Annotated in this window: 30 protein-coding genes; 15 read left to right on the top strand and 15 right to left on the bottom strand. The window is 73.2% G+C overall.

Going from position 1 to position 23,460, the window contains the following annotated elements; genetic code table 11:
• Nucleotides 1-2: 2 nt before the first annotated feature.
• Nucleotides 3-320 (bottom strand): hypothetical protein, encoded by a 318-nt coding sequence (locus ACQEVB_RS33735; protein WP_432981357.1) that lies wholly within the window; start codon nt 318-320, stop codon nt 3-5.
• 109 nt (nt 321-429) lie between these two features.
• Between ACQEVB_RS33735 and ACQEVB_RS33740 the strand changes: the two genes are divergently transcribed.
• Nucleotides 430-963 carry an isochorismatase family protein gene (locus ACQEVB_RS33740; protein WP_432981360.1) on the top strand — a complete coding sequence of 178 codons (534 nt, stop codon included), beginning with the start codon at nt 430-432 and terminating at the stop codon, nt 961-963.
• Here the strand turns inward: ACQEVB_RS33740 and ACQEVB_RS33745 are convergent.
• Nucleotides 953-1,495: a CGNR zinc finger domain-containing protein gene (locus tag ACQEVB_RS33745; protein WP_432981363.1), complete on the bottom strand. Its 543-nt coding sequence runs from the start codon at nt 1,493-1,495 to the stop codon at nt 953-955. The genes ACQEVB_RS33740 and ACQEVB_RS33745 overlap by 11 nt on opposite strands.
• Nucleotides 1,496-1,575: 80 nt before the next feature.
• Here ACQEVB_RS33745 and ACQEVB_RS33750 point away from each other — a divergent pair, with 80 nt between their 5' ends.
• The 4 genes from ACQEVB_RS33750 (at nt 1,576) to ACQEVB_RS33765 (ending at nt 6,222) form a co-directional block, all read left to right on the top strand.
• On the top strand, nt 1,576-2,781 hold the full coding sequence (locus ACQEVB_RS33750; protein ID WP_432981366.1) for an MFS transporter: 1,206 nt from the start codon (nt 1,576-1,578) through the stop codon (nt 2,779-2,781).
• A gap of 77 nt (nt 2,782-2,858) precedes the next feature.
• Nucleotides 2,859-3,890 carry a PhoH family protein gene (locus ACQEVB_RS33755; protein WP_432981369.1) on the top strand — a complete coding sequence of 344 codons (1,032 nt, stop codon included), beginning with the start codon at nt 2,859-2,861 and terminating at the stop codon, nt 3,888-3,890.
• Between the two features lie 106 nt (nt 3,891-3,996).
• Nucleotides 3,997-5,577 carry an alpha/beta hydrolase gene (locus ACQEVB_RS33760; protein ID WP_432981372.1) on the top strand — a complete coding sequence of 527 codons (1,581 nt, stop codon included), beginning with the start codon at nt 3,997-3,999 and terminating at the stop codon, nt 5,575-5,577.
• 63 nt (nt 5,578-5,640) lie between these two features.
• On the top strand, nt 5,641-6,222 hold the full coding sequence (locus ACQEVB_RS33765) for a hypothetical protein (RefSeq protein WP_432981375.1): 582 nt from the start codon (nt 5,641-5,643) through the stop codon (nt 6,220-6,222).
• 84 nt (nt 6,223-6,306) lie between these two features.
• Here the strand turns inward: ACQEVB_RS33765 and ACQEVB_RS33770 are convergent, their stop codons facing one another.
• From ACQEVB_RS33770 to ACQEVB_RS33785, 4 genes are all read right to left on the bottom strand, one after another.
• Nucleotides 6,307-7,158, bottom strand: a complete 852-nt coding sequence (locus tag ACQEVB_RS33770) for an alpha/beta fold hydrolase (RefSeq protein WP_432981378.1) — start codon at nt 7,156-7,158, stop codon at nt 6,307-6,309.
• 29 nt (nt 7,159-7,187) lie between these two features.
• Nucleotides 7,188-7,844 carry a phosphotransferase gene (locus tag ACQEVB_RS33775; RefSeq protein WP_432981381.1) on the bottom strand — a complete coding sequence of 219 codons (657 nt, stop codon included), beginning with the start codon at nt 7,842-7,844 and terminating at the stop codon, nt 7,188-7,190.
• Between the two features lie 5 nt (nt 7,845-7,849).
• Nucleotides 7,850-9,079, bottom strand: a complete 1,230-nt coding sequence (locus tag ACQEVB_RS33780) for a D-arabinono-1,4-lactone oxidase (RefSeq protein ID WP_432981384.1) — start codon at nt 9,077-9,079, stop codon at nt 7,850-7,852.
• 159 nt (nt 9,080-9,238) lie between these two features.
• Nucleotides 9,239-9,892, bottom strand: coding sequence for a TetR/AcrR family transcriptional regulator (locus ACQEVB_RS33785; protein WP_432981387.1), 654 nt, complete (start codon nt 9,890-9,892; stop codon nt 9,239-9,241).
• A 57-nt stretch (nt 9,893-9,949) separates the two neighbouring features.
• On the opposite strand from ACQEVB_RS33785, the gene ACQEVB_RS33790 reads away from it, so the two are divergent.
• The 6 genes from ACQEVB_RS33790 to ACQEVB_RS33815 all read left to right on the top strand — a co-directional run bounded on the left by ACQEVB_RS33790 (nt 9,950) and on the right by ACQEVB_RS33815 (nt 16,247).
• Entirely contained in the window at nt 9,950-10,882 is a 933-nt protein-coding gene (locus ACQEVB_RS33790) for a nuclear transport factor 2 family protein (protein ID WP_432981390.1), read from the top strand.
• A 344-nt stretch (nt 10,883-11,226) separates the two neighbouring features.
• Nucleotides 11,227-11,763 (top strand): rRNA maturation RNase YbeY, encoded by a 537-nt coding sequence (gene ybeY / locus ACQEVB_RS33795; protein ID WP_432981394.1) that lies wholly within the window; start codon nt 11,227-11,229, stop codon nt 11,761-11,763.
• A gap of 16 nt (nt 11,764-11,779) precedes the next feature.
• A complete protein-coding gene (locus tag ACQEVB_RS33800; protein ID WP_432981397.1) occupies nt 11,780-13,141 on the top strand; it encodes a hemolysin family protein in 1,362 nt (453 codons plus the stop codon).
• A 12-nt stretch (nt 13,142-13,153) separates the two neighbouring features.
• Nucleotides 13,154-14,374 carry an L-2-hydroxyglutarate oxidase gene (gene lhgO / locus ACQEVB_RS33805; protein ID WP_432981400.1) on the top strand — a complete coding sequence of 407 codons (1,221 nt, stop codon included), beginning with the start codon at nt 13,154-13,156 and terminating at the stop codon, nt 14,372-14,374.
• Nucleotides 14,374-15,288: a GTPase Era gene (gene era / locus ACQEVB_RS33810; protein ID WP_432981403.1), complete on the top strand. Its 915-nt coding sequence runs from the start codon at nt 14,374-14,376 to the stop codon at nt 15,286-15,288. Before lhgO ends, era begins: the two co-directional genes overlap by 1 nt.
• Nucleotides 15,288-16,247 carry a hypothetical protein gene (locus ACQEVB_RS33815; RefSeq protein WP_432981406.1) on the top strand — a complete coding sequence of 320 codons (960 nt, stop codon included), beginning with the start codon at nt 15,288-15,290 and terminating at the stop codon, nt 16,245-16,247. Before era ends, ACQEVB_RS33815 begins: the two co-directional genes overlap by 1 nt.
• Before the next feature lie 266 nt (nt 16,248-16,513).
• Here ACQEVB_RS33815 and ACQEVB_RS33820 read toward each other — a convergent pair whose 3' ends face one another.
• The 3 genes from ACQEVB_RS33820 to ACQEVB_RS33830 form a co-directional block, all read right to left on the bottom strand.
• Nucleotides 16,514-16,663, bottom strand: coding sequence for a hypothetical protein (locus tag ACQEVB_RS33820; RefSeq protein ID WP_432981409.1), 150 nt, complete (start codon nt 16,661-16,663; stop codon nt 16,514-16,516).
• Between the two features lie 169 nt (nt 16,664-16,832).
• Nucleotides 16,833-17,588 (bottom strand): HugZ family protein, encoded by a 756-nt coding sequence (locus ACQEVB_RS33825; protein ID WP_432985426.1) that lies wholly within the window; start codon nt 17,586-17,588, stop codon nt 16,833-16,835.
• A gap of 2 nt (nt 17,589-17,590) precedes the next feature.
• Nucleotides 17,591-18,238 (bottom strand): DUF4190 domain-containing protein, encoded by a 648-nt coding sequence (locus ACQEVB_RS33830; RefSeq protein WP_432981412.1) that lies wholly within the window; start codon nt 18,236-18,238, stop codon nt 17,591-17,593.
• Nucleotides 18,239-18,310: 72 nt separating this feature from the next.
• Here ACQEVB_RS33830 and recO point away from each other — a divergent pair, with 72 nt between their 5' ends.
• Nucleotides 18,311-19,054 carry a DNA repair protein RecO gene (gene recO, locus ACQEVB_RS33835; RefSeq protein WP_432981415.1) on the top strand — a complete coding sequence of 248 codons (744 nt, stop codon included), beginning with the start codon at nt 18,311-18,313 and terminating at the stop codon, nt 19,052-19,054.
• A 1-nt stretch (nt 19,055) separates the two neighbouring features.
• Here the strand turns inward: recO and ACQEVB_RS33840 are convergent, their stop codons facing one another.
• The 3 genes from ACQEVB_RS33840 to ACQEVB_RS33850 are packed head-to-tail and all read right to left on the bottom strand — an operon-like array spanning nt 19,056 to nt 20,308.
• Complete coding sequence (locus tag ACQEVB_RS33840; RefSeq protein ID WP_432981418.1) at nt 19,056-19,466, bottom strand: type II toxin-antitoxin system VapC family toxin; 411 nt, start codon at nt 19,464-19,466, stop codon at nt 19,056-19,058.
• A complete protein-coding gene (locus tag ACQEVB_RS33845; RefSeq protein ID WP_432981421.1) occupies nt 19,463-19,699 on the bottom strand; it encodes a FitA-like ribbon-helix-helix domain-containing protein in 237 nt (78 codons plus the stop codon). Before ACQEVB_RS33845 ends, ACQEVB_RS33840 begins: the two co-directional genes overlap by 4 nt.
• 18 nt (nt 19,700-19,717) lie before the next feature.
• The gene (locus tag ACQEVB_RS33850; protein WP_432981424.1) at nt 19,718-20,308 is read right to left on the bottom strand and encodes a DedA family protein; all 591 of its coding nucleotides are present in this window, start codon (nt 20,306-20,308) and stop codon (nt 19,718-19,720) included.
• A 101-nt stretch (nt 20,309-20,409) separates the two neighbouring features.
• Between ACQEVB_RS33850 and ACQEVB_RS33855 the strand changes: the two genes are divergently transcribed.
• Nucleotides 20,410-21,195 carry an isoprenyl transferase gene (locus ACQEVB_RS33855; RefSeq protein ID WP_432981427.1) on the top strand — a complete coding sequence of 262 codons (786 nt, stop codon included), beginning with the start codon at nt 20,410-20,412 and terminating at the stop codon, nt 21,193-21,195.
• An 11-nt stretch (nt 21,196-21,206) separates the two neighbouring features.
• Complete coding sequence (locus ACQEVB_RS33860; protein ID WP_432985429.1) at nt 21,207-21,590, top strand: hypothetical protein; 384 nt, start codon at nt 21,207-21,209, stop codon at nt 21,588-21,590.
• Here ACQEVB_RS33860 and ACQEVB_RS33865 read toward each other — a convergent pair.
• From ACQEVB_RS33865 to ACQEVB_RS33875, 3 genes are read right to left on the bottom strand one after another with little or no spacing between them, the layout of a single operon-like run.
• Complete coding sequence (locus ACQEVB_RS33865) at nt 21,574-22,164, bottom strand: hypothetical protein (protein WP_432981430.1); 591 nt, start codon at nt 22,162-22,164, stop codon at nt 21,574-21,576. The two genes, ACQEVB_RS33860 and ACQEVB_RS33865, sit on opposite strands and share 17 nt — an antisense overlap.
• A gap of 11 nt (nt 22,165-22,175) precedes the next feature.
• The gene (locus tag ACQEVB_RS33870; RefSeq protein ID WP_432981433.1) at nt 22,176-22,607 is read right to left on the bottom strand and encodes a Fur family transcriptional regulator; all 432 of its coding nucleotides are present in this window, start codon (nt 22,605-22,607) and stop codon (nt 22,176-22,178) included.
• Nucleotides 22,604-22,975: an ArsR/SmtB family transcription factor gene (locus ACQEVB_RS33875; protein ID WP_432981436.1), complete on the bottom strand. Its 372-nt coding sequence runs from the start codon at nt 22,973-22,975 to the stop codon at nt 22,604-22,606. Before ACQEVB_RS33875 ends, ACQEVB_RS33870 begins: the two co-directional genes overlap by 4 nt.
• Nucleotides 22,976-23,084: 109 nt before the next feature.
• Between ACQEVB_RS33875 and ACQEVB_RS33880 the strand changes: the two genes are divergently transcribed.
• Nucleotides 23,085-23,414, top strand: a complete 330-nt coding sequence (locus ACQEVB_RS33880) for an antibiotic biosynthesis monooxygenase family protein (protein WP_432981438.1) — start codon at nt 23,085-23,087, stop codon at nt 23,412-23,414.
• Nucleotides 23,415-23,460 lie beyond the last annotated feature (46 nt).

Here is a 23,460-nt window from a genome sequence, read left to right on the forward strand (position 1 = left end):
GCTCAGATGCCGGTCGGATCCGGCCCGTGGGCCGGGCGATACCCCAGCTCGCGCCGCACCTCGTCCACGGCGACCGGGCCCGCGTTGGGGTGCTCGGCGGGGTCGAACGCGGTGACCGGCTGGCACTCCGCGGGGATCGCGCCGACGTCCAGGCACGGGATGTCGGGGTGTGCCGAGTCGTTGCGTTCGGGCAGGTAGCCGGCCGTCTCGTGGCGCCAGCGAACGCCATGCCGGCACCAGACGTCCGCGACCCGCTCGCGCTGCGCCGGCGGCGTCCCGGCGGGGGCCGACGCGAGGAAGTGGGGCGGATGATCGGTCATCTGCGCATCGTGGCAGCGAACGCCATGATCGGCTCGTCCAGATGGCCTATTCGCCCGACTGGGTCGACCGGCGCGGGGCGCCGCCATCCGGCTCGCTACGCTCCGCGACGTGTTGCTCTCCGCCGCGGGCGCCGCGCTCCTGCTGGTCGACGTCCAGCAGCGCCTCGCGCCGGCGATCGAGGACGGGCCGGCCGTCGTCGCCAACGCCGTGCGGCTGGCCGAGGCGGCCCGCCTGCTGGAGGTGCCGACCTGCGCCACCGAGCAGTACCCGGACGGGCTCGGCCGGACGGTGCCGGAACTGGCCGAGCTGCCGCAGCACGTGCTGGCGAAGACCGCGTTCGCGGCCACGTCCGATCCCGGGTTCTCGACGTTGCTGCCCCCACGCACGTCGGAGATCGTGCTGGCGGGCCTGGAGGCGCACGTCTGCGTGCTGCAGACGGCGTTGGGGCTCGTCGCAGCCCGGCACCGGGTGCTCGTCGTGGCCGATGCCGTCGGATCGCGGAAGGCGGTCGACAAGGCCGTCGCGCTGGAGCGGTTGCAGCGCAACGGCGTCGAGGTCGTGACGACGGAGATGGTGCTGTTCGAGTGGCTGCGCGACAGCACGCACCCGCGGTTCCGCGAGGTGCTCCAGCTCATCCGGTGACCGCGCGCCGGCGCCGGTAGGCCGCCGCCTTCGCGCGGTCTCCGCAGCCGCGCATCCCGCACCAGCGTCGCCGCGCGCCGCGCGAGCGGTCGACGTACGAGCGGGTGCACGTCGCGTCCGCGCACCAGTGCAGGAGCGCGCGGTCCGGGCCCCCGAGCAGCTCGACGCAGTCGCGGGCCAGTGCGGCGAGCACGGCGTCGAGGTCGCCGGAGCGCTCGACGGCGAGATCGGGTCCCAGTGCGACGGACGGGGTCGGTCGCGCAGCCGCCTCGTTGACGACCGCGAGCGCATCGGGTGCCAGCGGTTCGCCGTCGATCACGGCGCTGATCAGCGTGAACGCCGCTTCGCGCACCTCGACGGCGCGCGCGAACCCGGCCGCGTCGACCGGTGATAGCCCGGGGCGCAGCCCGGACTCCCGCACCCACGCGTCGAGCTCGGTCGGGCCGGCGAGCTTGTCGGCGTACCGGGTGCGGCGCTCGGAGACGGTGGCGACGAAGTCGAGCACCGGGTGGTCGGCGATGAAGTCGAACATCTCGTCACCAGCTTGACAGGTGACGATCCGGCGGTCAAGGGTAGATGTCACCCGTTGAACCGGTGACGAAGGGACCCGAGATGCGACTCGTCCACTACGCCGTCGCGGCACTCGCCATCCGGCTGGCCGACATGGGCGCTCGCGTCGCGCTCACCCTGCTCGCCGTGGAGCGCGCCGGTGGTGCCGCCGCGGCCGGTGTGCTGGTGGCGGCGCTGCTCGTGCCGCACGTGGTCGCCGCGCCCGTCGCCGGGCTGCTGTCCGACCGGGCCCGGCGCCCGCAGCTGGTCACTGCTGCTGCCGCGCTCGTGCTGGCCGGTGCACTGACGGTCGCCGCGGTCGGGACCGGGGCACTGCCGCTCGCTGCGGTGGCCGGCGCGCTGCTGCTGGCGGGCTGCTCCGGGCCACTGCTCACCGGCGGGCTGACCAGCAGGCTCGGGGAGATCGTGCCGCCCGACCGGCTACCGCGGGCGTTCGGCGTCGATTCCGCGACCTACGGCGTCGCCGGGCTGGCCGGTCCGGCGCTGGCGGCGGCGGTCGCGGCCGTGTGGTCGGCCGCAGCAGCCACGGGCGTGCTGGCCGCGCTCGCTGTGCTGGGTGCCGTCGTCGTCGCGAGCCTGCCGATGCGGTCGGGCGCGCCGGACGGGTCGCCCGTCCGGCTGCGCGACGGGGCGGCGGCGATCACGCGGTCGCGGGGACTCTCCGTGGTGACCGCCACGACGACCGTCGGCGACGTGCCGACCGGCATGCTGCCCGTCGCCGCCGTGCTCGTCGCAGAGGCCGCGGGGTTCGGCGACGCCGCCGGATGGCTGGTCACGGCGGTGGCCGGCGGCGCGCTCGTCGGTTCGGTCGTGTGGACCATCCGTCCGGCCGGCGCCGACCGGGCCCTGCAGGTGCTGGCCCTCTCGCAGATCGCCACGGCGGTGCCGCTCGCCGTCGCGGCGCTCCTGCCGATGCACGTGGTGGCCGTCGGGGTGCTCTTCGCGCTGTCGGGGGTCGCGCAAGGCCCGCTCGTCGGCGCCATGTTCACCGCCCGTCAGGCCTACGCGCCGCCCGCCGTGCGCGGGCAGGTCTTCACGACCGCGGCCGGCCTGCGCACCACCGCGGAAGCGCTCGGGGCCGGTCTCGCCGGGCTGCTCGCCGGCTTCGGGCCGACCGTGGTGCTGGGCGTGGCGACGGCGTTCCCGCTCGTCGCCGCCGGTGGCGGGCTCGCCGGGCCGCGTCGCGCTCAGGTGTCGGACCAGGATTCGACGGACAAATCGCGGGGAACCGTCGGTGCACAGCGGTAAACTCGCCGCGTCCCGTACCTCGAAGAGCGGAAGCAGGCGCACCACCCTTGACCCGACCGGAATCCGTCCAGTCCCGCATGGCCGTTCCGGACGCCGCTCTGCTCGCGCTGCTGGGTTCGCGCGACGAGAGCCTGCGCGCTGCCGAGGATCTCCTCGACGCCGACGTGCACGTCCGCGGCAACGAGATCACGTTCACCGGGGAACCGGGCGACGTCGCGTTCGCCGAGCGGGTGTTCACCGAGCTCGTCACGCTCGCCGAGCGCGGCCAGCACGTCTCGGTCGACGCCGTGCGGCGCACCGTCGAGATGCTCGCCGGTGGCGACGCCGACGAGAGCGCCCGCATCGGGGAGTCGCCGGCGGAGGTGCTCTCGCTCGACATCCTGTCGCGGCGCGGCAAGACCATCCGGCCCAAGACGCTCAACCAGAAGCGCTACGTCGACGCGATCGACGCGCACACGATCGTCTTCGGCATCGGCCCCGCCGGCACCGGCAAGACCTACCTCGCCATGGCGAAGGCGGTGCAGGCGCTGCAGGCCAAGATGATCAACCGGATCATCCTCACCCGCCCCGCCGTCGAGGCGGGGGAGCGGCTGGGCTACCTGCCGGGCACCCTCTTCGAGAAGATCGACCCGTACCTGCGGCCGCTGTACGACGCGCTGCACGACATGCTCGACCCGGAGTCGATCCCGAAGCTCATGGCGGCGGGCACGATCGAGGTGGCGCCGCTGGCTTATATGCGTGGTCGGACCTTGAATGACGCCTTCATCATCCTCGACGAGGCGCAGAACACCACGCCCGAGCAGATGAAGATGTTCCTCACCCGGCTCGGGTTCGGCTCGAAGATCGTCGTCACCGGCGACGTCACGCAGGTCGACCTGCCCGGGGGCTCGCGGTCGGGGCTGTCGGTGGTCCGCGACATCCTGTTCGGCGTCGACGACGTCCACTTCGCCGAGCTGTCCTCGGCCGACGTGGTGCGCCACCGGCTGGTGGCCGACATCGTCGACGCGTACGCGCGCTGGGACGAGTCGGAGCGCCGCCCGGAGCTGCGTGCGGCCGCGCCGCGGAACGGCCCGCCGCAGGATCTGCGCCGCCGCCGCGGCCGTCGCTGAGCCGTTCTCTGCGCCGTTCGTCCGAGCGGGTTAGCCCGCGCGGCCGTTCGGGGGCGCGTCGGCGAGTGCGCTGCCACGGATCGTGCCGGCGGGGCAGGATCGGGTCGTGCGGATCCCCTGGCGTGCCCTGCTGTCGAGCGTGCTGGCCGTGGCGGTGCTCGTCGTGCCGTCCTCCACGACGGAGCCGCAGGTGCGACCGGTGGCCGTGCCCGTCGTGGCGCCCGAGGACGCAGCACTCGCGCCGTACCTCACCCAGAAGCTGACCTGGGGTTCCTGCGTGCCGCTCGCCGACACCGACGAGGAGCGGGCCACGTTCGCGGACCCGCGGTTCGACTGCGCGTTCCTCGCGGTCCCGCTGGACTACGCCCAGCCCGGCGGCAAGCAGGCGCGGATCGCGATGATGCGGGCGAAGGCGAGCGACCCCGCGCACCGCATCGGCACCGTGTTCACCGACCCCGGCGGGCCCGGTGGCTCGGGCGTCGAGTTCCTGCCCGGCTTCGCCTCCGACGTGGCCGCCACCCCCATCGGCCGGCGGTTCGACCAGATCGGGTTCGACCCGCGCGGCGTCGGCCGGAGCACCCCGACCATCGACTGCTCCACCACCGCGGAGATCGACGCCGAGCGCGCCGACCTCGACCTCGACCCGTCCCCGGCCGGGGTGGCGCAGACCGAGGCCGAGAACAAGGACTTCGCCCAGCGCTGCGCCCAGCGGGTCGGCCTCGACGTGCTGGAGAACGTCGGCACCCGCGACGTGGCCCGCGACCTGCGCATCGCGCACCGGGTGCTCGGCGACGACAAGCTCACCTACGTCGGGTACTCCTACGGCACCCACATCGGCGCCGAGTACGCCGCGCAGTTCCCGACCGACGTGCGCGCGCTCGTCCTCGACGGGGCGGTCAACCCGGCGCTCGGGCCCGTCGAGTCACGGGTGACGCAGTCGCGCGGCTTCCAGCGCGCGTTCGACAACTTCGCCAAGGCCTGCGCGGCCCAGGCGGGCTGCCCGCTCGGCACCGATCCGGCGCAGGCGTCGGCGAAGCTGCAGCAGATCCTCAAGCCACTCATCCAGCATCCGGTGCCGGCCGGGCCGGGCCGCACGCTCGGCTACTCGGACGCCATGACGGGCGTGTTCGCCGCCCTCTACTCCGAGGCCGCGTGGGGCTTCCTGGCGCGGGCGATCGCGCAGGTGGCGAGCGGGAACGGGGCGAACCTGCTGCGGCTCGCCGACTCCTACTACGAGCGCACCCCGCGCGGGGACTACTCCAACCTGCTCGAAGCCTTCCAGGCCATCAACTGCGTCGACTCCGAGGCGGTCACCGATCCCGCCGTCGCCCTCCAGATCAGCGCCGAGTCGTTGAAGCTCGCGCCGTTCACCGACGCGGGCTTCGGCCCGTCCCCGGCGCGGGAGCTGTGCGCGTTCTGGCCGGTGCCGCCCACCAGCAGGTCCGGGCCGGTCGTCGCCCCCGGGCTGCCCACCACGCTCGTCGTCTCCTCGACGGGCGACCCCGCCACCCCGTACGAGGACGGGGTGGCGCTCGCCCAGCAGCTGCGGGCGCGGCTCCTGACCGTCGATAACGACAGCCACACGATCAGCCTGCAGGGTGAGAACGCCTGCGCAGACGACATCGTCGTCCGGTACCTGGTGGATCTGCAGCTGCCCGCAGCCGATGCCACCTGCGCGCGCTCCTGACGGAGGATCCGCTTCCCCCTAACGGGCGAGATCCGGCACGGCCGATCGGGGTACTTGCCGCACATGACCTCGACGGTGGGACGACACGCGGACGCCCCGACGCTCCTCGACCGCATGGCCGACGTGCTCGACGGCGACGACGTCGTGCTCGCCGCACCCCTTCGCCAGGAGCGGCGACGGCTGCGCGCCGCGCAGCAACGGGCGGCTCGGGCGCGTCGGAGGGTGCAGGAGCTGCGGACGGCGAACCGGCAGATCGGGCTGCTGCGCTGGCGGCGGCTGCTGGTGACGATCCTCGCGCTCGGCGTGCTCACGGCCGTGTTCGTGCTGGCCGTGATGACGCTGCTGTTCCTGCTCCCCGGCCCGTTGCTGGTGCTGCCGGCGGCGCTCGTGCTCGCCGGGGTGGTGGAGGTGACCCGGCGGCTGCGCGGCCGCGCCGAAGCGGATCCCGTGCCGGATCTGGACGCGGCCACCGAGGAGGCGGCCGCCGCGGCGACGGCAGTGCGCCGCGCCCGGCGGCGGCTCTCGGCCGGCGCCCGCCGGCTCCGGGGCGAGGTCGCGCTGTGGTGTCGCCACCACGGTGTGCCCGCGGACGCGCGTGCCCTGCGCCGGCTGGCCCGGCAGGACGAGCGTCGCCGGGCGGCCTGAGCGCCGGGTACGCGTCGAGAACGACGTTGTGGTGATCGAACTGCCCTGTTGATCACCGTAGCGTCGTTCTCGACGGGGGTGGGGTCAGCGCGCGGTGTGTGCGAGTACGGCCGCTGCCACCTCCGCGTGTGCCCGGCGCGGCAGCTCGGCGCCCATCCCCTCGACGACCAGCAGGCGGGCGCCGGGGATCTCCGCGGCGAGGGCCTCCGCGTTGCCCACCGGGAAGAACGGGTCGGCGGCGCCGTGCACCACCAGCGTCGGCGCGGTGATCCGCGGGAGCCGTTCGCGCCAGCGCGGCGCGCAGTCCAGCTTCGCGAACACCGTGCTCAGCAGGCTGTTGCGGGCCGCGGCGGGATGCGGGCCGGTGCGGTCGAGCACTCTGGCCGCGCGGGCACGCGCCTCAGCGGGGTCGAACTGCGGCGAGCCGGAGAGCACACGGGCGGTGGCGACGGCACCGTCGAGGATCGACGTGCGGTCCATCCAGTCGACCGGCGGGGCGCTGCCGAAGTGGGCCATGATCTCCGGCGCGTGGTCGGGCAGGTCGTCGTCGACGGGGCCGGGCGCGACCGGCCGGGTGCCCATGAGCACGAGGGAGGCGACCCGGTCCGGGTGGTCCAGCGCCAGGACCTGCGCGACGAAGCCGCCGGTCCCGATGCCCATGACGTGAGCGCGGTCGATTCCGAGCCCGTCGAGCACGCCGACGGCGTCGGCGACGAGATCGCGCAGCGTGTAGCCGGGCGAGTCGGGGTCGACGGTGGTGGATCGGCCGGTGTCGCGCTGGTCGTAGCGGACGACGAAACGGCCGGTCAGCCGCTCGACGAAGGCGTCGTCCCAGGTGGCGACGGTGGTGCCGATCAGCAGCAGTGGGATGTCGGTCGGCGAGCCGGCGGTGTCGACGCACAGCTCGACGTCGCCGACGGGCAGCAGTCTCTCCATGCAGGGGTGACCGCCCGCGGGGGCAGAACTCATCGGGCGAGCAGAGCGGCCCGGACGAGCTCGCCGGCCGTGGGGAGGCGGGCCTTCTCGGCCGCGCCCAGGGTGCGGTTGGCCAGCCGTCGCCCGAGGGCCTCGTCGAGGCAGCGCAGCGGATCCCCGGATATACCGGCGGCCGTCAGCATGACCAGCTCACGCAGCGCCGCCTCCGCCCCCGGCGCCACGGCGACCTCGGCGACGACCAGGAGGGCGAGCGCGGCGTCCAGGTCGGGGTCGCCGTCGCCGGCGTTCGCCCAGTCGATCAGGACCGGTCCGGCCGCGCCGAGCAGCACGTTCTCGGGGTGCAGGTCGAGGTGGACGAGCTGCTGGCCGCGCAGGCCCGGCACGTGCCGCAGCCGGCCGAGCAGATCGGTCACGTGCCGGGCGACGTCGGCCAGGCCGAGCCGGCCGGCGTGGAACGCCGCGCGCAGGTCGGGGCCGGTGATGCGTTCCATCACGATGTCGCGGCCGTCGGCGTCGAACACGTGCGGGACGGGGATGCCGTGCGCGGCCGCGTGCCGCATGTAGGCGACCTCGCGGGCGACGCGGCCGGCGTCGATCTCGACGTGGTCGCGGCGCAGCACCCGTTCGGCGTCGATGCCGTAGACGTGTGCGGTGCGCCCGGAGGCCAGCGGTTCGCCAAGGTCCACGACGGTCAGTCCAGGTAGGCGTCGAGGTAGGCGTTGCGGAACTTCCCCGTGGGGTCGGCGCCACGCGCCAGCTCGGCCCAGTCGGCGAACCGCGGCCACAGTGCCCGCACCGCGTCCGCGGGCCGCGACGACACCTTCCCCCAGTGCGGGCGCGCGTCCAGTGGTGCCAGCGCGGCGTCGACCGCGGCCACCACGGGCGCGACGGCGGGGGTGTCCTCCCAGGTGAAGTGGAAGATCACGCTGTCGCGGCCGGCCGCGGGGGAGACCCACAGGTCGTCGGCGGCGACCGTGCGCACCTCGCACACCTGCAGCACGGACGCGATGGTGTCGCGGATCGCGTCGAGCGCGCGGAGTCCGGCGGCCGTGTGCGCGCGCGGCAGGAACCACTCCGACTGCAGCTCCTCACCGCTGCTCGGGGTGAACTCCAGCCGGAAGTGTGGCAGCCGCGCGTGCCACGGGCCGGGCTCGCCGAGCTGCTGCGTGCAGTGCTGCGGGTCGACGCCGCGCACCATGTGCCGCGGACCGTCCGCCGGCGTGGTGCCCAGCCAGCCGGGCTCGGGCACCGGGTCGCCGTCGCGCACCTTGACCCAGACCTGCTCGAAGCCCGCGCCCTCCCAGTAGCCGAACAGGCTGACGCTGTACGCGCCGGAGAGCGCCTCGTCGACGGCGTCGAGGTCGTGCAGGCCCTCGTACACCCACTGGCGCATGCCGAACGCCGGCTGGACGTCGAGCGTCACCGCGGTGACGACGCCGAGCGCGCCGAGGTTGACCACGGCGCCGGGGAAGTCGGGCTCGCCGCGCCGGTAGGTGCGCATTTCGCCGTCCGGGCCGACGATCTCGATCGCCCGGGCGTACGCGCCGAGCACCTGGTTGCGCTCGCCGGAGCCGTGGGTGCCGGTGGCACAGGCGCCGGCGACCGAGATGTGCGGCAGCGACCCCATGTTGGCCAGCGCGAACCCGGCCTCGTGCAGCGGCCCGACGAGCTCGCCGAACCGCATCCCCGCACCGACGGTCACGCAGCCGGCCGCCGCGTCGATCTCGATCCGCGGGGGCAGGCCGGCCACGGAGACGAGGTCGCCGACGGTGTCGGCGATGCGGTTGAACGAGTGCCCTGTGCCCACTGCGTGCACCCGGTCGCTGGCCGCGACCAGCTCCTGCAGCTGCGCGATCGACGTCGGGCGGTGGAAGCTGCGGGCGGAGTACACGACGTTGCCGGCCCAGTTCGCGGTGGTCACAACCGTCGAATCTAGTGCGGTGTGATCACCGCGGGACGACGCCGCTGCCCGGGTAGGTGGCCAGCGGTCCGACCTCACACAGCGCAAGGCCCCTTCACACATGTCCGGACATGTGTGAGGCGGCCCAACGATGTGTGACGTCCTTCGGCCGCCGCTGCCTCACACGTCGGCGGGCGGCGCCGCGCCCCTTTCGGCGAGCAGGCCCTGCACCATCCAGCCGAGGGCGCGGCCGAGGAGGGCGGAGTCGACGTGCTCGGGGTCGGCCAGCTTGTGCAGCGAGAACCCGTCGACCAGCGACTCGATGACCAGGGCGATGTCGGTCGGTGCTGCCGCGACGGAGATCCCGTAGGTCCGCTGGTACTGCTCGATGACCTCGGCCACGGCGGCGCGCAACTGCCGCAGCGACTCCGCGAACCGGGGTCGTAGGTCGGGCTCGCGGAGCGCGTGCGACCAGAACTCGACGAACAGCCGGAACAGGTCGGGGTCGCGCTGGAGGAACCGGATCCAGAAGTCGCCGGCCTCGGCGGGCGCGTCGCCGAGGTCGCCCGCGCCGCGCGCCTGGGCCCGGTACCCGTCCAGCAGTTGGGCGAAGTCGCGGTCCCACAAGGCGAGGAACACGCCCTCCTTCCCGCCGAAGTGCGAGTACAGCGCGCCGATCGTGCGGCCGGCCCGCTTGGCGATCTCGTAGATCGACGAGCTCTGGTAGCCGTGCTCGACGAACACCTCACGGGCGCTCTCCAGCAGCAGCTCCCGGGTCCGCCCGGCCGCGTCCGCGCGGGTCATCCGCCGCGGCACCTCGACCGGATCTGGCATAGCCCGGACTATACAAACCGTCTTGACATAGCTCAAGCTATATGAATAGCTGAAGCTATGTCAATCGCGAGCGCCGAGACCTGGGTCCGCGTCTTCACCGACGGTTGGCGCGCGCCGGCCGGCGCGGAGGAGCTCGTCAACCACTTCCGCCCCTGGCTGCAGCCGGACTACCGGTTCAGCCAGCCGCTCCTCCGCGCCGGCGTGGGCGTCGAGGAGTTCGGCGAGCGGTTCGCGAGACCGCTGTTCGCGCTGGTCCCCGACCTGCGGGTGACGGTGCAGGACTGGGCGGCGCGCGACGGCACGCTGTTCGTCGAGGTGCTGGTGGAGGGCACCCTCGGCGGGCGCCGGGTCGCCATGCCCGGCTGCGACCGGATCACCCTGCAGGACGGCCTGGCCGCTGCCCGCGTCAGCTACTGCAACCCCGCGCCGCTGCTGCGCGCGGCTCGCCCGCACACCCAGGTCGTGGCCGCGCGCTGCGGCCGTGCTCCTGGCCGAGCTCGTCCGGGGCCGTCGATGATCCCCGAGGACGCTCTGGCCTTCGTCGCCCGCGCCGAACTGGCCACCAACAGCAACGACGCCGGCTGGCCGCTCACCGAGGTCTACGCGCCGGACGTCCGACTGGAGATGATCGGCGACGGCGTGCACCAGGTCTCCGAAGGCATCGCCGAGGCCGGGCCGGCCGTGCGCGCCCTCTACGACTGGATCGCCGCCCACCACGGCCGGGTCACCAAGACCCTCATCGCCACCTCTGCAGACACGATCGTCAACGAGGTGGAGGGTCGCCTGTTCAACGGCCGGCACACGACCACGGGCACCGAGATCTGGCGCTTCGACGAGCACGGCAAGGTCGTGCACAACGTGATCCACACCGCGCTCGACGCCAGGCCACCGACCCACCCGGCGGCCGCCCTGCGGGCGCTCATCACGCACCCGCACGTGGCGATCACCTACCTCGCCGCGCAGCTGCGCGAGCGGCGCCGACAGCGGTGACCGACCTCGCATGGTTCGAGGCGTCGGCGCAGAGGTTCGAACTGCTGCGAGGACGACCTGACTTCTGCGAGGTGCCAGCGCCCCGTTCACGACGGGGTGGGCCTGGCGCAGCCACTGGTCGACGTACGCGCGGAAGTCGTCGTCGCCCTGCGGCAGCAGGTACGCCTTCTCGGCGTAGGTGAACGGGTGGTCCGGGTCGACCGCGCACGAGGACGACGAGGGCGATCCGTGAGCGCAGGGGCCCACCTCGGTCCTGTCAGGGAGCGGGTCGTCGTGATCGTGACACGCCGGCGCCTGAACGACCGCTGCGCGTGGCGGGGAGCAGCGCGACTATCCTCGTCGGCGTGTCCATCGAGGTCTGCAACGAGTCCGGCATCAGCGTCGACGAGTCGCTGATCGCCTCCGTCGCACGCTTCGCGCTGGACGCGATGCACGTGAGCCCGGCCGCGGAGCTGTCGATCCTCGCCGTCACCGAAGAAGCGATGAGCGAGCTGCACGAGCGCTGGATGGAGGAGCCGGGCCCCACCGACGTCATGTCGTTCCCGATGGACGACCTGGCCGACGAGTCCCGCCGGCCCGACGCGCCCGATCCCGGTCCGGCGCTGCTCGGCGACATCGTGCTCTGCCCTGAGTTCGCGAAGGCACAGGCCCGCGCGGCCGGGCACTCGCTGGCCGACGAGCTGCACCTGCTGACCGTGCACGGGGTGCTGCACCTGCTCGGCCACGACCACGCCGAACCCGACGAGGAGCGCGAGATGTTCGCGCTGCAGAACCAGCTGCTCACCCGCTGGCGCACCGCGCGCGAGCAGGAGGCGGCGGCTGAGGCGCAGCGCCGCAGCGACTCGGCCGTGCTGGGCGTCGTCGGGCTGGAAGACCATTGACCGCACGGTCGCGACGATGCCTCCCGACGCCGTCCCGCTGATCGTCATCGCGGTCCTGCTCGTGCCGCTGGCGGGCCTGTTCGCGGCGGCCGATGCGGCGCTCAACACGGTGTCGCGGGCGCGCGTCGACGCGCTGGTGCGGGCCGGCCGCCCGGGCGCGCGGGCGCTCTCGCGGGTGGTGGCCGACCGGCCGCGGCACGTGAACCTGCTGCTCCTGCTGCGGCTGGCGAGCGAGACCGCGGCCACCGTGCTGCTCACGGTCGCACTGGTCATGACGTTCACGACGGTGTGGGTGGGCGCGCTCACCGCCGCCGGGATCATGGTCGTGGTGTCGTACGTCCTGATCGGTGTGGGCCCGCGCACGCTCGGTCGTCAGCACCCGTACCGGCTCGGGATGCTGGTCGCGGCGCCGGTGCGCGCGCTGGCGACGCTGCTCGGCCCGTTGACGAAGCTCCTGATCCTGGTCGGCAACGCCATCACCCCCGGTCAGGGGTTCCGGCAGGGTCCGTTCTCGTCCGAGGTGGAGCTACGCGAGCTGGTCGACATGGCCAGCACCAGCGGCGTGGTCGACGAGGACGAGCGGCAGATGATCCACTCGGTGTTCGAGCTGGGCGACACGCTGGTCCGCGAGGTGATGGTGCCGCGACCGGACGTGATCTGGACCGAGCAGGACACCCCCGTCGACAAGGTGCTGAAGCTGGCCCTGCGCAGCGGGTACTCGCGCATCCCGGTGCTGGGCGAGTCGATCGACGACGTGATCGGCGTCGCGTACCTGAAGGACCTGGTGCAGGCGCAGGCCGAGCGGCCCGACGCGCCGCTGATCGCCGTCATGCGACCGGCGGTGTTCGTCCCCGACTCCAAGCGGGCCGACGAGCTGCTCAAGGAGATGCAGGCCGCGCGCAACCACATGGCGATCGTGGTCGACGAGTACGGTGGCACGGCCGGGGTCGTCACGATCGAGGACATCCTCGAGGAGATCGTCGGGGAGATCACCGACGAGTACGACACCGACGAGGTCCCCGACGTGCAGGAACTCGGCGACGGCGTCCGGCGGGTGTCGGCGCGGCTGCCGGTGGAGGACCTCGACGAGCTGTACCCGCCCGTCGACGCCGAACCCAGCCAGCTCGCCGAGGTGCTGGTCGCCGCCGACGTCGACACCGTCGGCGGGCTGCTCGCCCAGCAGCTGGGCAAGGTGCCGCTTCCCGGCGCGACCACCGAGGTCGCCGGGCTGCGCCTCACCGCGGAGGGTGGCAAGGACCCGCGCGGCCGGGTGCGCATCACGTCGGTCCTGATCGAACCGGTCGCGGCCCCCGAACCCGAGAACGAGAGCGACGCGGAGACTCCGCGTCATGAGGAGAGCGATGTCCGGCAAGCCTGAGAGCCAGCGGTCGTGAGGCCCACCCCGAGCTACGACGTGGTCGTGGTCGGCGGCGGCATCGTCGGCCTGGCCACGGCCTGGGCCGCGGTTCGCGCCGGCAAGTCCGTGGCGGTCGTGGAGCGCGAGCAGCGCCTCGCCGCGCACCAGACCGGCAACAACTCCAACGTCATCCACTCCGGCCTCTACTACGCCCCCGGCGGGCTCAAGGCGCGGCTGGCCGTGGCGGGTTGCGCGGAGACGAAGTCGTTCTGCCGCACGCACGACCTGCCCGTCGAGGAGACCGGCAAGCTGGTCGTCGCGACCGAGCCGGAGGAGCTGCCGCGGCTGGCCGAGCTGGCCCGTCGCGGCGCGGCCAACGGCGTCGAGGCGCACGAGCTCGACCAGGCCGGGATGCGCGCGCACGAGCCGCACGTGCGGGGCATCGCGGCGCTGTGGGTGCCGTCAACCGGCATCACGGACTTCCGGCGCGTCGCGGAGAAGCTCGGCGAGCTGGTGCAGGAGGCCGGCGGGGACATCTTCCTCGGCCGGCCCGTCCAGCAGGTGCTGCGACGGCGCCGCGACGTCGTCGTGCGCACCGGGCTCGGCGACCTCATCGGCTCACGGGTGGTGGTCTGCGCCGGCCTGCACTGCGACGAGCTGGCGCGAGCGTCGCGCATCGACCCGGGCATCCGCATCGTCCCGTTCCGGGGGGAGTACTCGGGCTTCTCCGCCCGCGCGGCCGAGCTGGTGAAGGGCCTGATCTACCCGGTGCCCGATCCGGCGTTCCCGTTCCTCGGGGTGCACGCCACGCGCGGCGTCGACGGGCACGTGCACGCCGGCCCGAACGCCGTGCTCGCGCTGGCCCGCGAGGGCTACTCGTGGCGCGACGTGGACGCGCGCGAGACCATGCGCACCCTCGTCTACCCGGGCATGGTGCGGGTGGCGGCGAAGCACTGGCGCTACGGGCTCGGCGAGATGCACCGTTCGCTCTCGAAGGCCGCGATGGCCCGGCAGATCCAGCGCATGCTGCCCGACGTGCGCGCCGAGGACCTCTCCCCGGCCGGCGCCGGCGTCCGCGCCCAGGCGGTGAAGGCCGACGGCACGCTCGTCGACGACTTCCTGCTGGTGTCCGACGGTCCGGTGCTGCACGTGCTCAACGCGCCCTCGCCCGCCGCCACGGCGGCCATGCCGATCGGTCGGGAGATCCTGCACCGCCTCACCGGCGACGTGCTCGCGCCCGTCGGAGCCGCCTGATGTTCCCGGACGTGCCGGAGGGCTACCGCTCCGGGTTCGCCTGCTTCGTCGGCCGGCCCAACGCGGGCAAGTCGACGCTCACCAACGCGCTGATCGGCGAGAAGATCGCGATCACGTCGAGCCGGCCGCAGACCACGCGGCACGCGATCCGCGGCATCCTGCACCGCGCCGACGCGCAGCTCGTCATCGTCGACACGCCGGGCCTGCACAAGCCGCGCACCCTGCTCGGCAGCCGGCTCAACGACATCGTCCGCGAGACGTGGGCAGAGGTCGACGTGATCGGCTTCTGCGTGCCCGCCGACGTGCCGGTGGGCCGCGGCGACGAGTTCATCGTGGGCGAGCTGCGGTCGGTCGCCGGGCGCACGCCGGTCGTCGGCATCGTCACCAAGACCGACCTCGCACGGCCGGAGCAGATCGCGGAGCGCCTCTCCGAGCTGGCCGGGCTGATGCCGTTCGCCGACATCGTGCCGTGCTCGGCCGTCGACGGGTTCCAGACCGACGTGCTGGCGAACCTGCTGGTCGGGCACCTGCCGGAGGGCCCGCCGCTCTACCCCGACGGCGAGCTGACCGACGAGCCGGAGGAGACGCTGGTCGCCGAGCTCATCCGGGAGGCCGCGCTGGAGGGCGTGCGCGACGAGCTGCCGCACTCCATCGCCGTCACCATCGACGAGATGATCCCGCGCGAGGGCCGCAAGGACGGCATGCTCGACGTCCACGCGACGGTGCACGTGGAGCGCGACAGCCAGAAGGGCATCGTCATCGGCAAGGGCGGGGCGCGGCTGCGCCAGGTCGGCTCCGACGCCCGCGGCCAGATCGAGAAGCTGCTCGGCACGAAGATCTACCTCGACCTGCACGTCAAGGTGTCCAAGGACTGGCAGCGCGACCCGCGGCAGCTGCGCAAGCTGGGGTTCTAGTGGACCGGGTCGTGTGGCGGCTGGAGATCCCCGCGGGCTGGGGGGAGCGCCTCGACCCGGCGTGGCTGCCCAACGAGGGCACCGACGGCTGGCGCGAGGTCTTCGCGGGTGAGGACTACGCCGCGCGGGTCTTCGCGTCCGGCGGTGCGGGGATCCCGTGGAAGGTGCTGGCGCAGGCGGCGGCCCGGCTGGCCGAGGTGCTGCAGCACTACCGGGCGCAGTGGCGCTGCGCGGAGGCGGTGGCGAGCGGGTGCCCGGTGGCGGCCGACGCGCACGTCGCCGCGATGGCCGTGCCGCGCGGGCTGCGGGCGCCACGCCGTACCCGGCCCGACGGCCCGTGGCGGGTGTGCGTGCTCGACGACGGCGTTCCGGCAACGGTCGCCGAGCACCTCTCGATCGACCTCGCCGAAGGTGCCGCCTGCGCGCACCGCACGGGGGCGGCCGACCAGGCGTGGTGGGCGGAACCGGTGGCCGCCGGCCCGGCGCCCGACCGTGCTGCCGCATCGGGCTGGCTCCCGATCGCGGACACCGAGCTGCGGCTGTCCGCGTTCGCCGCCGAGGAGGCCGTCGCCGACCTGACCGCAGCCGCTGCCACCGGGCACCTCGGCCCCGACGTGCTGGAGGTGCGGCTCGTCTGCACCCTCGGCGAGGCCGCCCACCACATGATCCGCGAGTACCGCACCCTCTTCGCCGCGGTGTGGACCGACCTCGAGGCGTGCGCGGAGGCTGCCACGCACGACGCCGACGCGTCGGCGCTGCTGGAGTCCCTCCCGCCCGCGCCCGAACGCGGCCCTGGCGGGCGCTGGCACCACATGCACCTCGTCGGAGGCCGGGCGAAGGTGGTCAACCGCCACCTCTCGCGGACCGCGGCCGCAGCCTCCGTCGCCGCGTCCCGAGCCATCGACGACACCACCGTGCGGTGGGCGGAGCCGGCGGCGCGCACGGCTGCCCGGGGGTGACTGGTCTCGGCTCGGCTCGGCTCGGCGTCTGGGGATTGCGGTGATCAAGGGCAAAATGTCGTCAGACGATCTTGAAGAGCGACCTTTTGCCCTTGATCACCGAACGGCCGTGCGGGGGAGGAGGGTGTCCCGGAAGGACCACGCCCGGTCGAGGGTGCTGGCGCTGGACGGGCCGTTGCGCGCCCTCCACGGCCGCTGTCGCGCCCGTGCCACGGGCGTGCCGACGGCGCCGTGGCCGTGCAGCCTGCTGTGGTTCGCGAGCCGCGCTACGGCACGGGGTGGGGGAAGGTGACCGGATTCCGGAGCCGCAGATGGGCTTCGACCTGGTCGACGCAGCCACGGTCTGCCCGACCGTCCTCGTCGAGCACACGCCGGGGCGACACAGCCGAGGGGCCGCGGTCCTGGTCGTCGATCATGGGCAAACCGTGGTCAGTCAATCTTCCGCAGCAACGTTCTGCCCATGATCGGCGCAGGCTGGCCAGATCCCGGCCGACCTGAGTCGATCAAGGGCAAAAGGTCGCTGGCGGGGCGTCCGGAACGACATTTTGCCCTTGATCACCGATCTGCGGCGCCAGGGAGAGCTGATCAGCCGGCGGCTGTCGGTGCTGCGTCCGTGGACCGCCCGCTGATCGCCCGCGCCTCCTGCACCATCGCCACGAGCGCCTTCCGGGCCTCGGTCGGCGTGGTGACCTGCTCGGCGAAGGGGAGGCGGACGCGGTGCTTGCCCGTCTCGTCGGTGGCGAGGAGGTCGAAGCCGTAGCGGTCGATGCCGGTCATGCGGGCCGCGGCGGTGGCCGGACGGTCGGCGAAGACCTGGCAGTACAGCACCATCGCCGCGCCGTGGTCGTCGTTCATGTGCCCGACGATCGCGTCGACGTGCGGCGCCAGCGGATCGGGTTCCGCCGCGGTGTAGGCGGCCGCGTCGACCCAGCTCATGCGGGCGAAGCCGCCGACGAACCGCACCGCGGTCACGTCCAGCCGGTAGATGCGGAAGCCGTGGTCGGTGCCCAGGCCGCCGGGGTGCACCTGCTGGTAGGTCGCCAGCGCGGCGGCCCGCTCGGGCTCGGGCACCTCCGTGACGGGGCCGATCACGGTGACGCGGGCCAGGTCCAGCGGGTCGCCCTTACCAGGTTCGGTCACCATCAGCGACGCCCGCGGGTCGGCCGCGAGGTTGTGGCTGTGCACGGCCAGGTCCGAGAGCAGCAGCAGCGGCCGTCCCTGCTCGTCGACGGCGGGCGCAACGACCGAGCCGAACGGGTAGCCGCCCTCGCCGAGGGTGGCGAGCATCCCGGTGCGGGCTGCAGCCAGGAGGGTGCGGCTGCGCTCGGCGTCGTCGGGCATCGTCACCGAATGCCACCCGCACTGCTGACCGCAGCGCCGATGAGGATCACGACGAACACGATGTACAGCACGATCAGCGCGGTGAAGATGCCGCCGACGATGATGCCGGCCAGCGCCAGCCCGTCGCCGCCCTCGCCGGTGCGCTTGATCTGGTTGCGGCCCATGAAGCCGAACACGACACCCAGCGGCGGGAACACGAACGCGAACACCAGCCCGAGGATGGCCATCGTGTTGGTGGGCGGGGCCGCGTACGGCTGCGGGTAGCCGTACCCGTACGGGTTGCCGTACTGGTCGTACCCCGGCTGCTGGCCGTACGCGGGCTGGGCGTAGCCCTGCTGCGCGTAGCCGGACTGGTCGTAGCCCGGCTGTTGTCCGTATCCGGGCTGGCCGTACTGCTGCTGGCCGCCGTACTGCTGCTGCCCGTACTGCTGTTGCCCGTACGGCTGCTGGCCGTAGGTCGGCTGCTCCCCGCCCGGCGTGTACGACGCGCCGTAGGGGCTGCCCTGCTCGTACGCGGCCGTCGCCGGCGGGGGCGGTGTGGCCGGCGAGTCCGGCTTCGACAGCGACACCTGGTCGGCCGGCTGTTCGGTGCCCGTCTTCTCCGGCCGGAACACAGCCGTCGGATCCTCGTCCGGTCGATCCTGCGCCATCTCTGAGCTCGTTCCCTAGTGCGGTCGGGTGTCCTACCGATCGTAGGGGGCCAGGCATCGTAGGCTGGCGGAATGGCCCTCTACCGTGACACCGGCGTGGTGTTGCGGGTGCAGAAGCTGGGGGAGGCCGACCGGATCGTCACCATGCTGACGGGCCGGCACGGCAAGGTCCGCACGGTCGCGAAGGGCGTGCGCCGCACCCGGTCCCGCTGGGGTGCGCGGCTGGAGCCGTTCAACCACGTCGACGTGCAGTGCTACACGGGCCGCTCGCTCGACATCGTCACGCAGGCGCAGACCGTCGACGCGTTCGGCGCCGGCATCGTCGGCGACTACGGCCGCTACACCGCGGGCTGCGCGATCCTGGAGACCGCCGACCGGATCGTCGCCGAGGAGGGCGAGCCGGCGCTGCGCGTGTACCTGCTGCTGGTGGGAGCGCTGCGCGCGCTGGCCGACGGGGAGCGCGACGCGTCGCTGGTGCTCGACGCGTTCCTGCTGCGGGCCATGAGCCACGCCGGCTGGGCGCCGGCGATCAACGACTGCGCGCGCTGCGCCGAGCCGGGGCCGCACCCGGCGTTCAACGTGGCCGCCGGTGGCGCGGTCTGCCCGTCGTGCCGGCCGCCGGGCTCGGTGCTGCCGTCACGGGAGACGTTCGGGCTGCTCGACGCGCTGCTGCACGGTGACTGGGCGACGGCGGACGCCGCCGCGCCGGCCGTCCGCCGCGACACGAGCGGGCTGGTGGCCGCGCACCTGCAGTGGCACATGGAACGCCAGCTGCGCTCGTTGCCGCTGGTGGAGCGGCGGCCCTCGCGGGCGTGAGTCATGCCCCGGGCGGGACGCGGATCTCGCACATCGGCCCGTTCGCCCCGGCCAGCCGGCGATCCAGCGTGATCAGCGGAGCGTCGAGAAGCTCCGCGAGCGCGACGTAGGCGGCGTCGTAGTAGGTCACGGCCCCGCGCAACTGCCATGCGCGCTCCACGAGGCGCGAGTGCGGCCAGTTGTCGATCGCCAGTGCGGCGAGGTTCTGGCGAGCCGCAGCAGCCTCGTCCTCGTCGAGTGAGCCCGTCAGCAGCTGGCGGCGCAGATTGTTCATGACCTCGTACGGCATGAGTGAGGGCGCAGCACGACGATGCCCCTGGATCTCCTCGACCACCCAGTCACCGGCGGCTCCACCTTCGAGGAACGCGACGATCGCCGAAGAGTCGACCACGACGACGCCATGTGTCGTCATCGACGGTCGGCGTCCTTGGCCTCGAGGATCTGCTGGATGGTGAGGCGGCCTCCGCCTCGGGCCCGGACCTTCGCCCGGATCGTGGCCAGATCGTCGTCCGGGTGCGGGCTCAGTGCGCTGTCGGCCAGCAGTTCCTGCAGGTACGCCTGCAGGGACTGACCCCGCCGGGCGGCGCGAGCGGCCAGTTCGTCGCGCACGTTCTCGGGCACGTCCCGGATGGTGATCGCAGGCATGCATGCACTTTAGCTGCATCAGTCGAGTTGTCGGGAACGGGCCATGCGACGCACCACGAACCACGCCAGCGCCAGCCCTGCGATCACGAGCAGCACCGTCGAGACGAGGCTCGCGTGCCGCTCCACCACCCCCCAGTTCGCGCCGAGCAGGTAGCCCGCCACCACGAACACGGTGTTCCAGATCAGGCTCCCCGCCGTCGTGAGCAGCGCGAACCGGCCGAGTGGCAGGCGCGTGGTGCCGGCGGGGATCGACACGAGCGAGCGCACCATCGGCACCATGCGTCCGAAGAACACCGCCCACGTGCCGTAGCGGCGGAACCAGGCGTCGGCCTTGTCGACGTCGTCGGCGCCGACGAGCGGGACGCGGTCGGCGATCACCCGCAACCGGTCGAGCCCGAGCCACGTGCCGAGCCCGTAGAGGACGAGGGCTCCGGTCAGCGAGCCGGCCGTCGACCACCCGATCGCGGCCACCACACTCATCTCACCGCGGGCCGCCGCGAACCCCGCGAGCGGCAGGAACACCTCGCTCGGCAGCGGCGGGAAGACGCTCTCCAGCGCGATCGCGACCCCGACGCCCGGCGCGCCGAGCGCGGCCATGAGCCTGACCACCCAGTCGATCATCGGCTACCGGTTCGTCGGATTTGTCCGGTCATGCTTCCAGGTGTACCCGATCCACGAAGTCGCAGGAGCGGTCCCCGTAGGGTGCGGGAGTGCCCCGGTTCGAGCCACCACCCCCGCACCCGGAGGGCGTCCGCCCCCCGGCGATCCCGCGTGACGCGGTCCCGAACCACGTCGCGCTCGTGATGGACGGCAACGGCCGCTGGGCGAACGCGCGCGGACTCTCCCGCATCGAGGGCCACAAGCGCGGCGAGGCCTCCCTGATGGACGTGGCGTGGGGGTGCCTGGACATCGGCGTGCGCTGGCTCTCGGCGTACGCGTTCTCCACGGAGAACTGGAAGCGCAGCCCGGAGGAGGTGCGCTTCCTGATGGGATTCAACCGCGACGTGATCCGGCGCCGCGTCGACGAGCTGCACGCGCGCGGGGTGCGGGTGCGCTGGGCCGGGCGGCGGCCGCGGCTGTGGCGCAGCGTGATCCGGGAGCTGGAGGTCGCGGAGGAGAAGACCCGCGACAACGACCTGCTCACGCTCACCATGTGCGTCAACTACGGCGGGCGCGCCGAGATCGCCGACGCCGTGCGGGCGATCGCGCAGGAGGTCGCGGACGGGCGGCTCAAGCCCGGCAAGATCGACGAGCGCACGATCGCGCGGCACCTCGACGAGCCCGACATGCCTGACGTCGACCTGTTCGTGCGCAGCTCCGGCGAGCAGCGCACGTCCAACTTCCTGCTGTGGCAGTCGGCCTACGCCGAGATGGTCTTCCTCGACACCCTGTTCCCCGACTTCGACCGGCGCCACATCTGGGAGGCGATCGAGATCTACGCCCGCCGCAACCGCCGCTTCGGCGGCGCACTCGACACCCCGGGAACCGCCTCGTGACGATCCCGGACATGCTCGGCGTCGCGCGCACCGCGTTGGAGCGCTACCACGACGTCACCGTCGACGACGACGGCGCGCTCACGTTCGCCCACGGCGGGGTGCTGTGCGTGGTGCAGGGGATGGAGCTGGAGGAGGGCCTGCCCGTCCTCAACCTGACGTGCGTGGTGGCGTGGGACCTCGATCCCGAGATCGACGTGCCCACCCGCGTCGCGATGGGCGCGGGCGAGGGCCTGTTCGGCACGCCGCGCGTCATCCGCGGCAAGCAGGGCTGGGACGTGACGCTGCGCTACGCGTTCCCTGCAGCGGGCCTCGACGACAAGGCGATGGGCACGCTGCTGATGCTGGTGGTCAGCAGCGCGTCGAGCATGCGGGCGGAGCTCACGGACGGTCCGTGAGGTGCACGAGCGGCAGCGCCGCCAGCTGGGCGGGGGAGAGCTGCCCGGCCGCGCCGAGCACGTCGTTCTGCGCCTGCTGCATGCGCGCGTCGACCAGCCCGGACAGGCCGTAGCAGACCCGGCCCAGCACCCGCACCGCCGACTCGTCGACGGCCGGGCTCGGCGCCGACACGATCGCCACGCCGTTGGGCCGACCGTCGTTGGACTGCGCCACCCCGACGGTCACCGACTCGCGCGGGTTGACGTGCCGCGACGCGTAGTGGTCACGCAGCTTCGTGAACATGCCGTGGAACCGCTCGACGTCGCCGTCGATCTCGAGCTCGGCCAGGTCGACCGTCGTGAGCACTGCGGCGCGGCCGGAGAAGCAGCGCGTGTAGCCGACGAGCGCACCCGTCCACAACGCCTCGACCAGTGCGTCGTCGCGCTGCCTTCCGCTGAGCGCCGTGACGAGGTGCTCGCAGCAGCGCAGCACGTACTGCAGGTCCTCGAAGACGGTGGCGAGCGCGGCCAGCTGCGCCGCCTCCGCACCCTCCATGCGGCGGACCGTGCTCGGACGGGTGTCGGTGTCGGCCACAGCGGCGGACGCTACCGCTGCTCGGACGCTCCCGATGTGTCGTTCTGAGACGCGCAGTCGCGGCACAGCCCGAAGATCTCCGCGGTGTGGCTGAGGTCGGAGAACCCGTGCTGCTCGGCGACCCGCTGCGCCCACGTCTCGACGGCGGGGCCGTCGACCTCCACCGTGAGCCCGCAGGAGCGGCACACCAGGTGGTGGTGGTGATCGGCCGTGGTGCAGCGCCGGTACACGGCCTCGCCGGAACCGGTGCGCAGCACGTCCACCTCGCCGGCGTCGGCCAGCGTCTGCAGCGTGCGGTACACGGTGGTCAGGCCGATGCCGTCGCCGCTGCGGCGCAGCTCCTCGTGGATCTCCTGGGCGGAGCGGAAGTCGGGCAGCGTGTCGAGCATCGCCGACACCGCGGCCCGCTGCCGCGTGGACCGCTGGGCCTTGGCGGTGGTCATCCCTCCTCCACGTGCTCGACGGCGTCGACGACGATGTGCGCGAGGTGGTCGTCCACGAGCGAGTAGACCACCTCCCGACCGTGCCGGTCGCCGCGCACCACGCCAGCCGACTTGAGCACCCGCAGGTGCTGGCTGATCAGCGGCTGGGTGACGCCCAGCGCGTCGACGAGGTCGTGCACGCAGCGGCTGGACTCCAGCAGCTGCAGGACGATCGCGATCCGCACCGGCGCGGCCAGTGCGCGCAGCAGGTCGCCGGCCGCGCTCAGCGTGGCCGGGGTGCGGACGGGGGCCGGGGCGGCGGTCAGGTGTTCACCGGTGTGCGGTTCGTCGTGCTGCTCGTCCCGTGCGGCGCCCGCGACGATCGACATCGGTCCATCCCGTCCCCGGAGCGGCGGCCACGCCTCCGGTGTGTTCGTGCCGTGCGTCGATGTTCGGGCCGCCCGTCCATCGTAGGCGTGCCGGCGACATACTCGGGCGATGCTGCTCGTGTGCCGCTTCGCCGTCACTCCTGATGACGTGCCGGAGTTCCGGCAGCGCGCCCGCACGGCCCTGGAACTGCTCAGCGCGCAGCCGGGGTGCCTCGGCGGCGAGCTGGGCCGCGCGATCGAGGACCAGGGGCGCTGGACGCTCACCGTCCGCTTCGCCTCCGTCGACGCCTACCGTCGCGCGCTGAGCCCGTTCCCCGTGCGCGAGCACGTCGTGCCGCTGCTTGCGCAGGCGCTGGCCGACGAGCCGGCCACCTTCGAGACGCTCGTCGCGGCGCACGACGGCACCGTGACCGAGCACGAGAGCCTCCTGGCCGAGTGACCTCTGTGTGAAGTGGCCCACCTCGGGGTACCCCGGGGAGGTCACC

This window comes from Pseudonocardia sp. CA-107938, assembly GCF_050936315.1.
In the GTDB taxonomy this organism is placed as follows: Bacteria; Actinomycetota; Actinomycetes; order Mycobacteriales; family Pseudonocardiaceae; genus Pseudonocardia.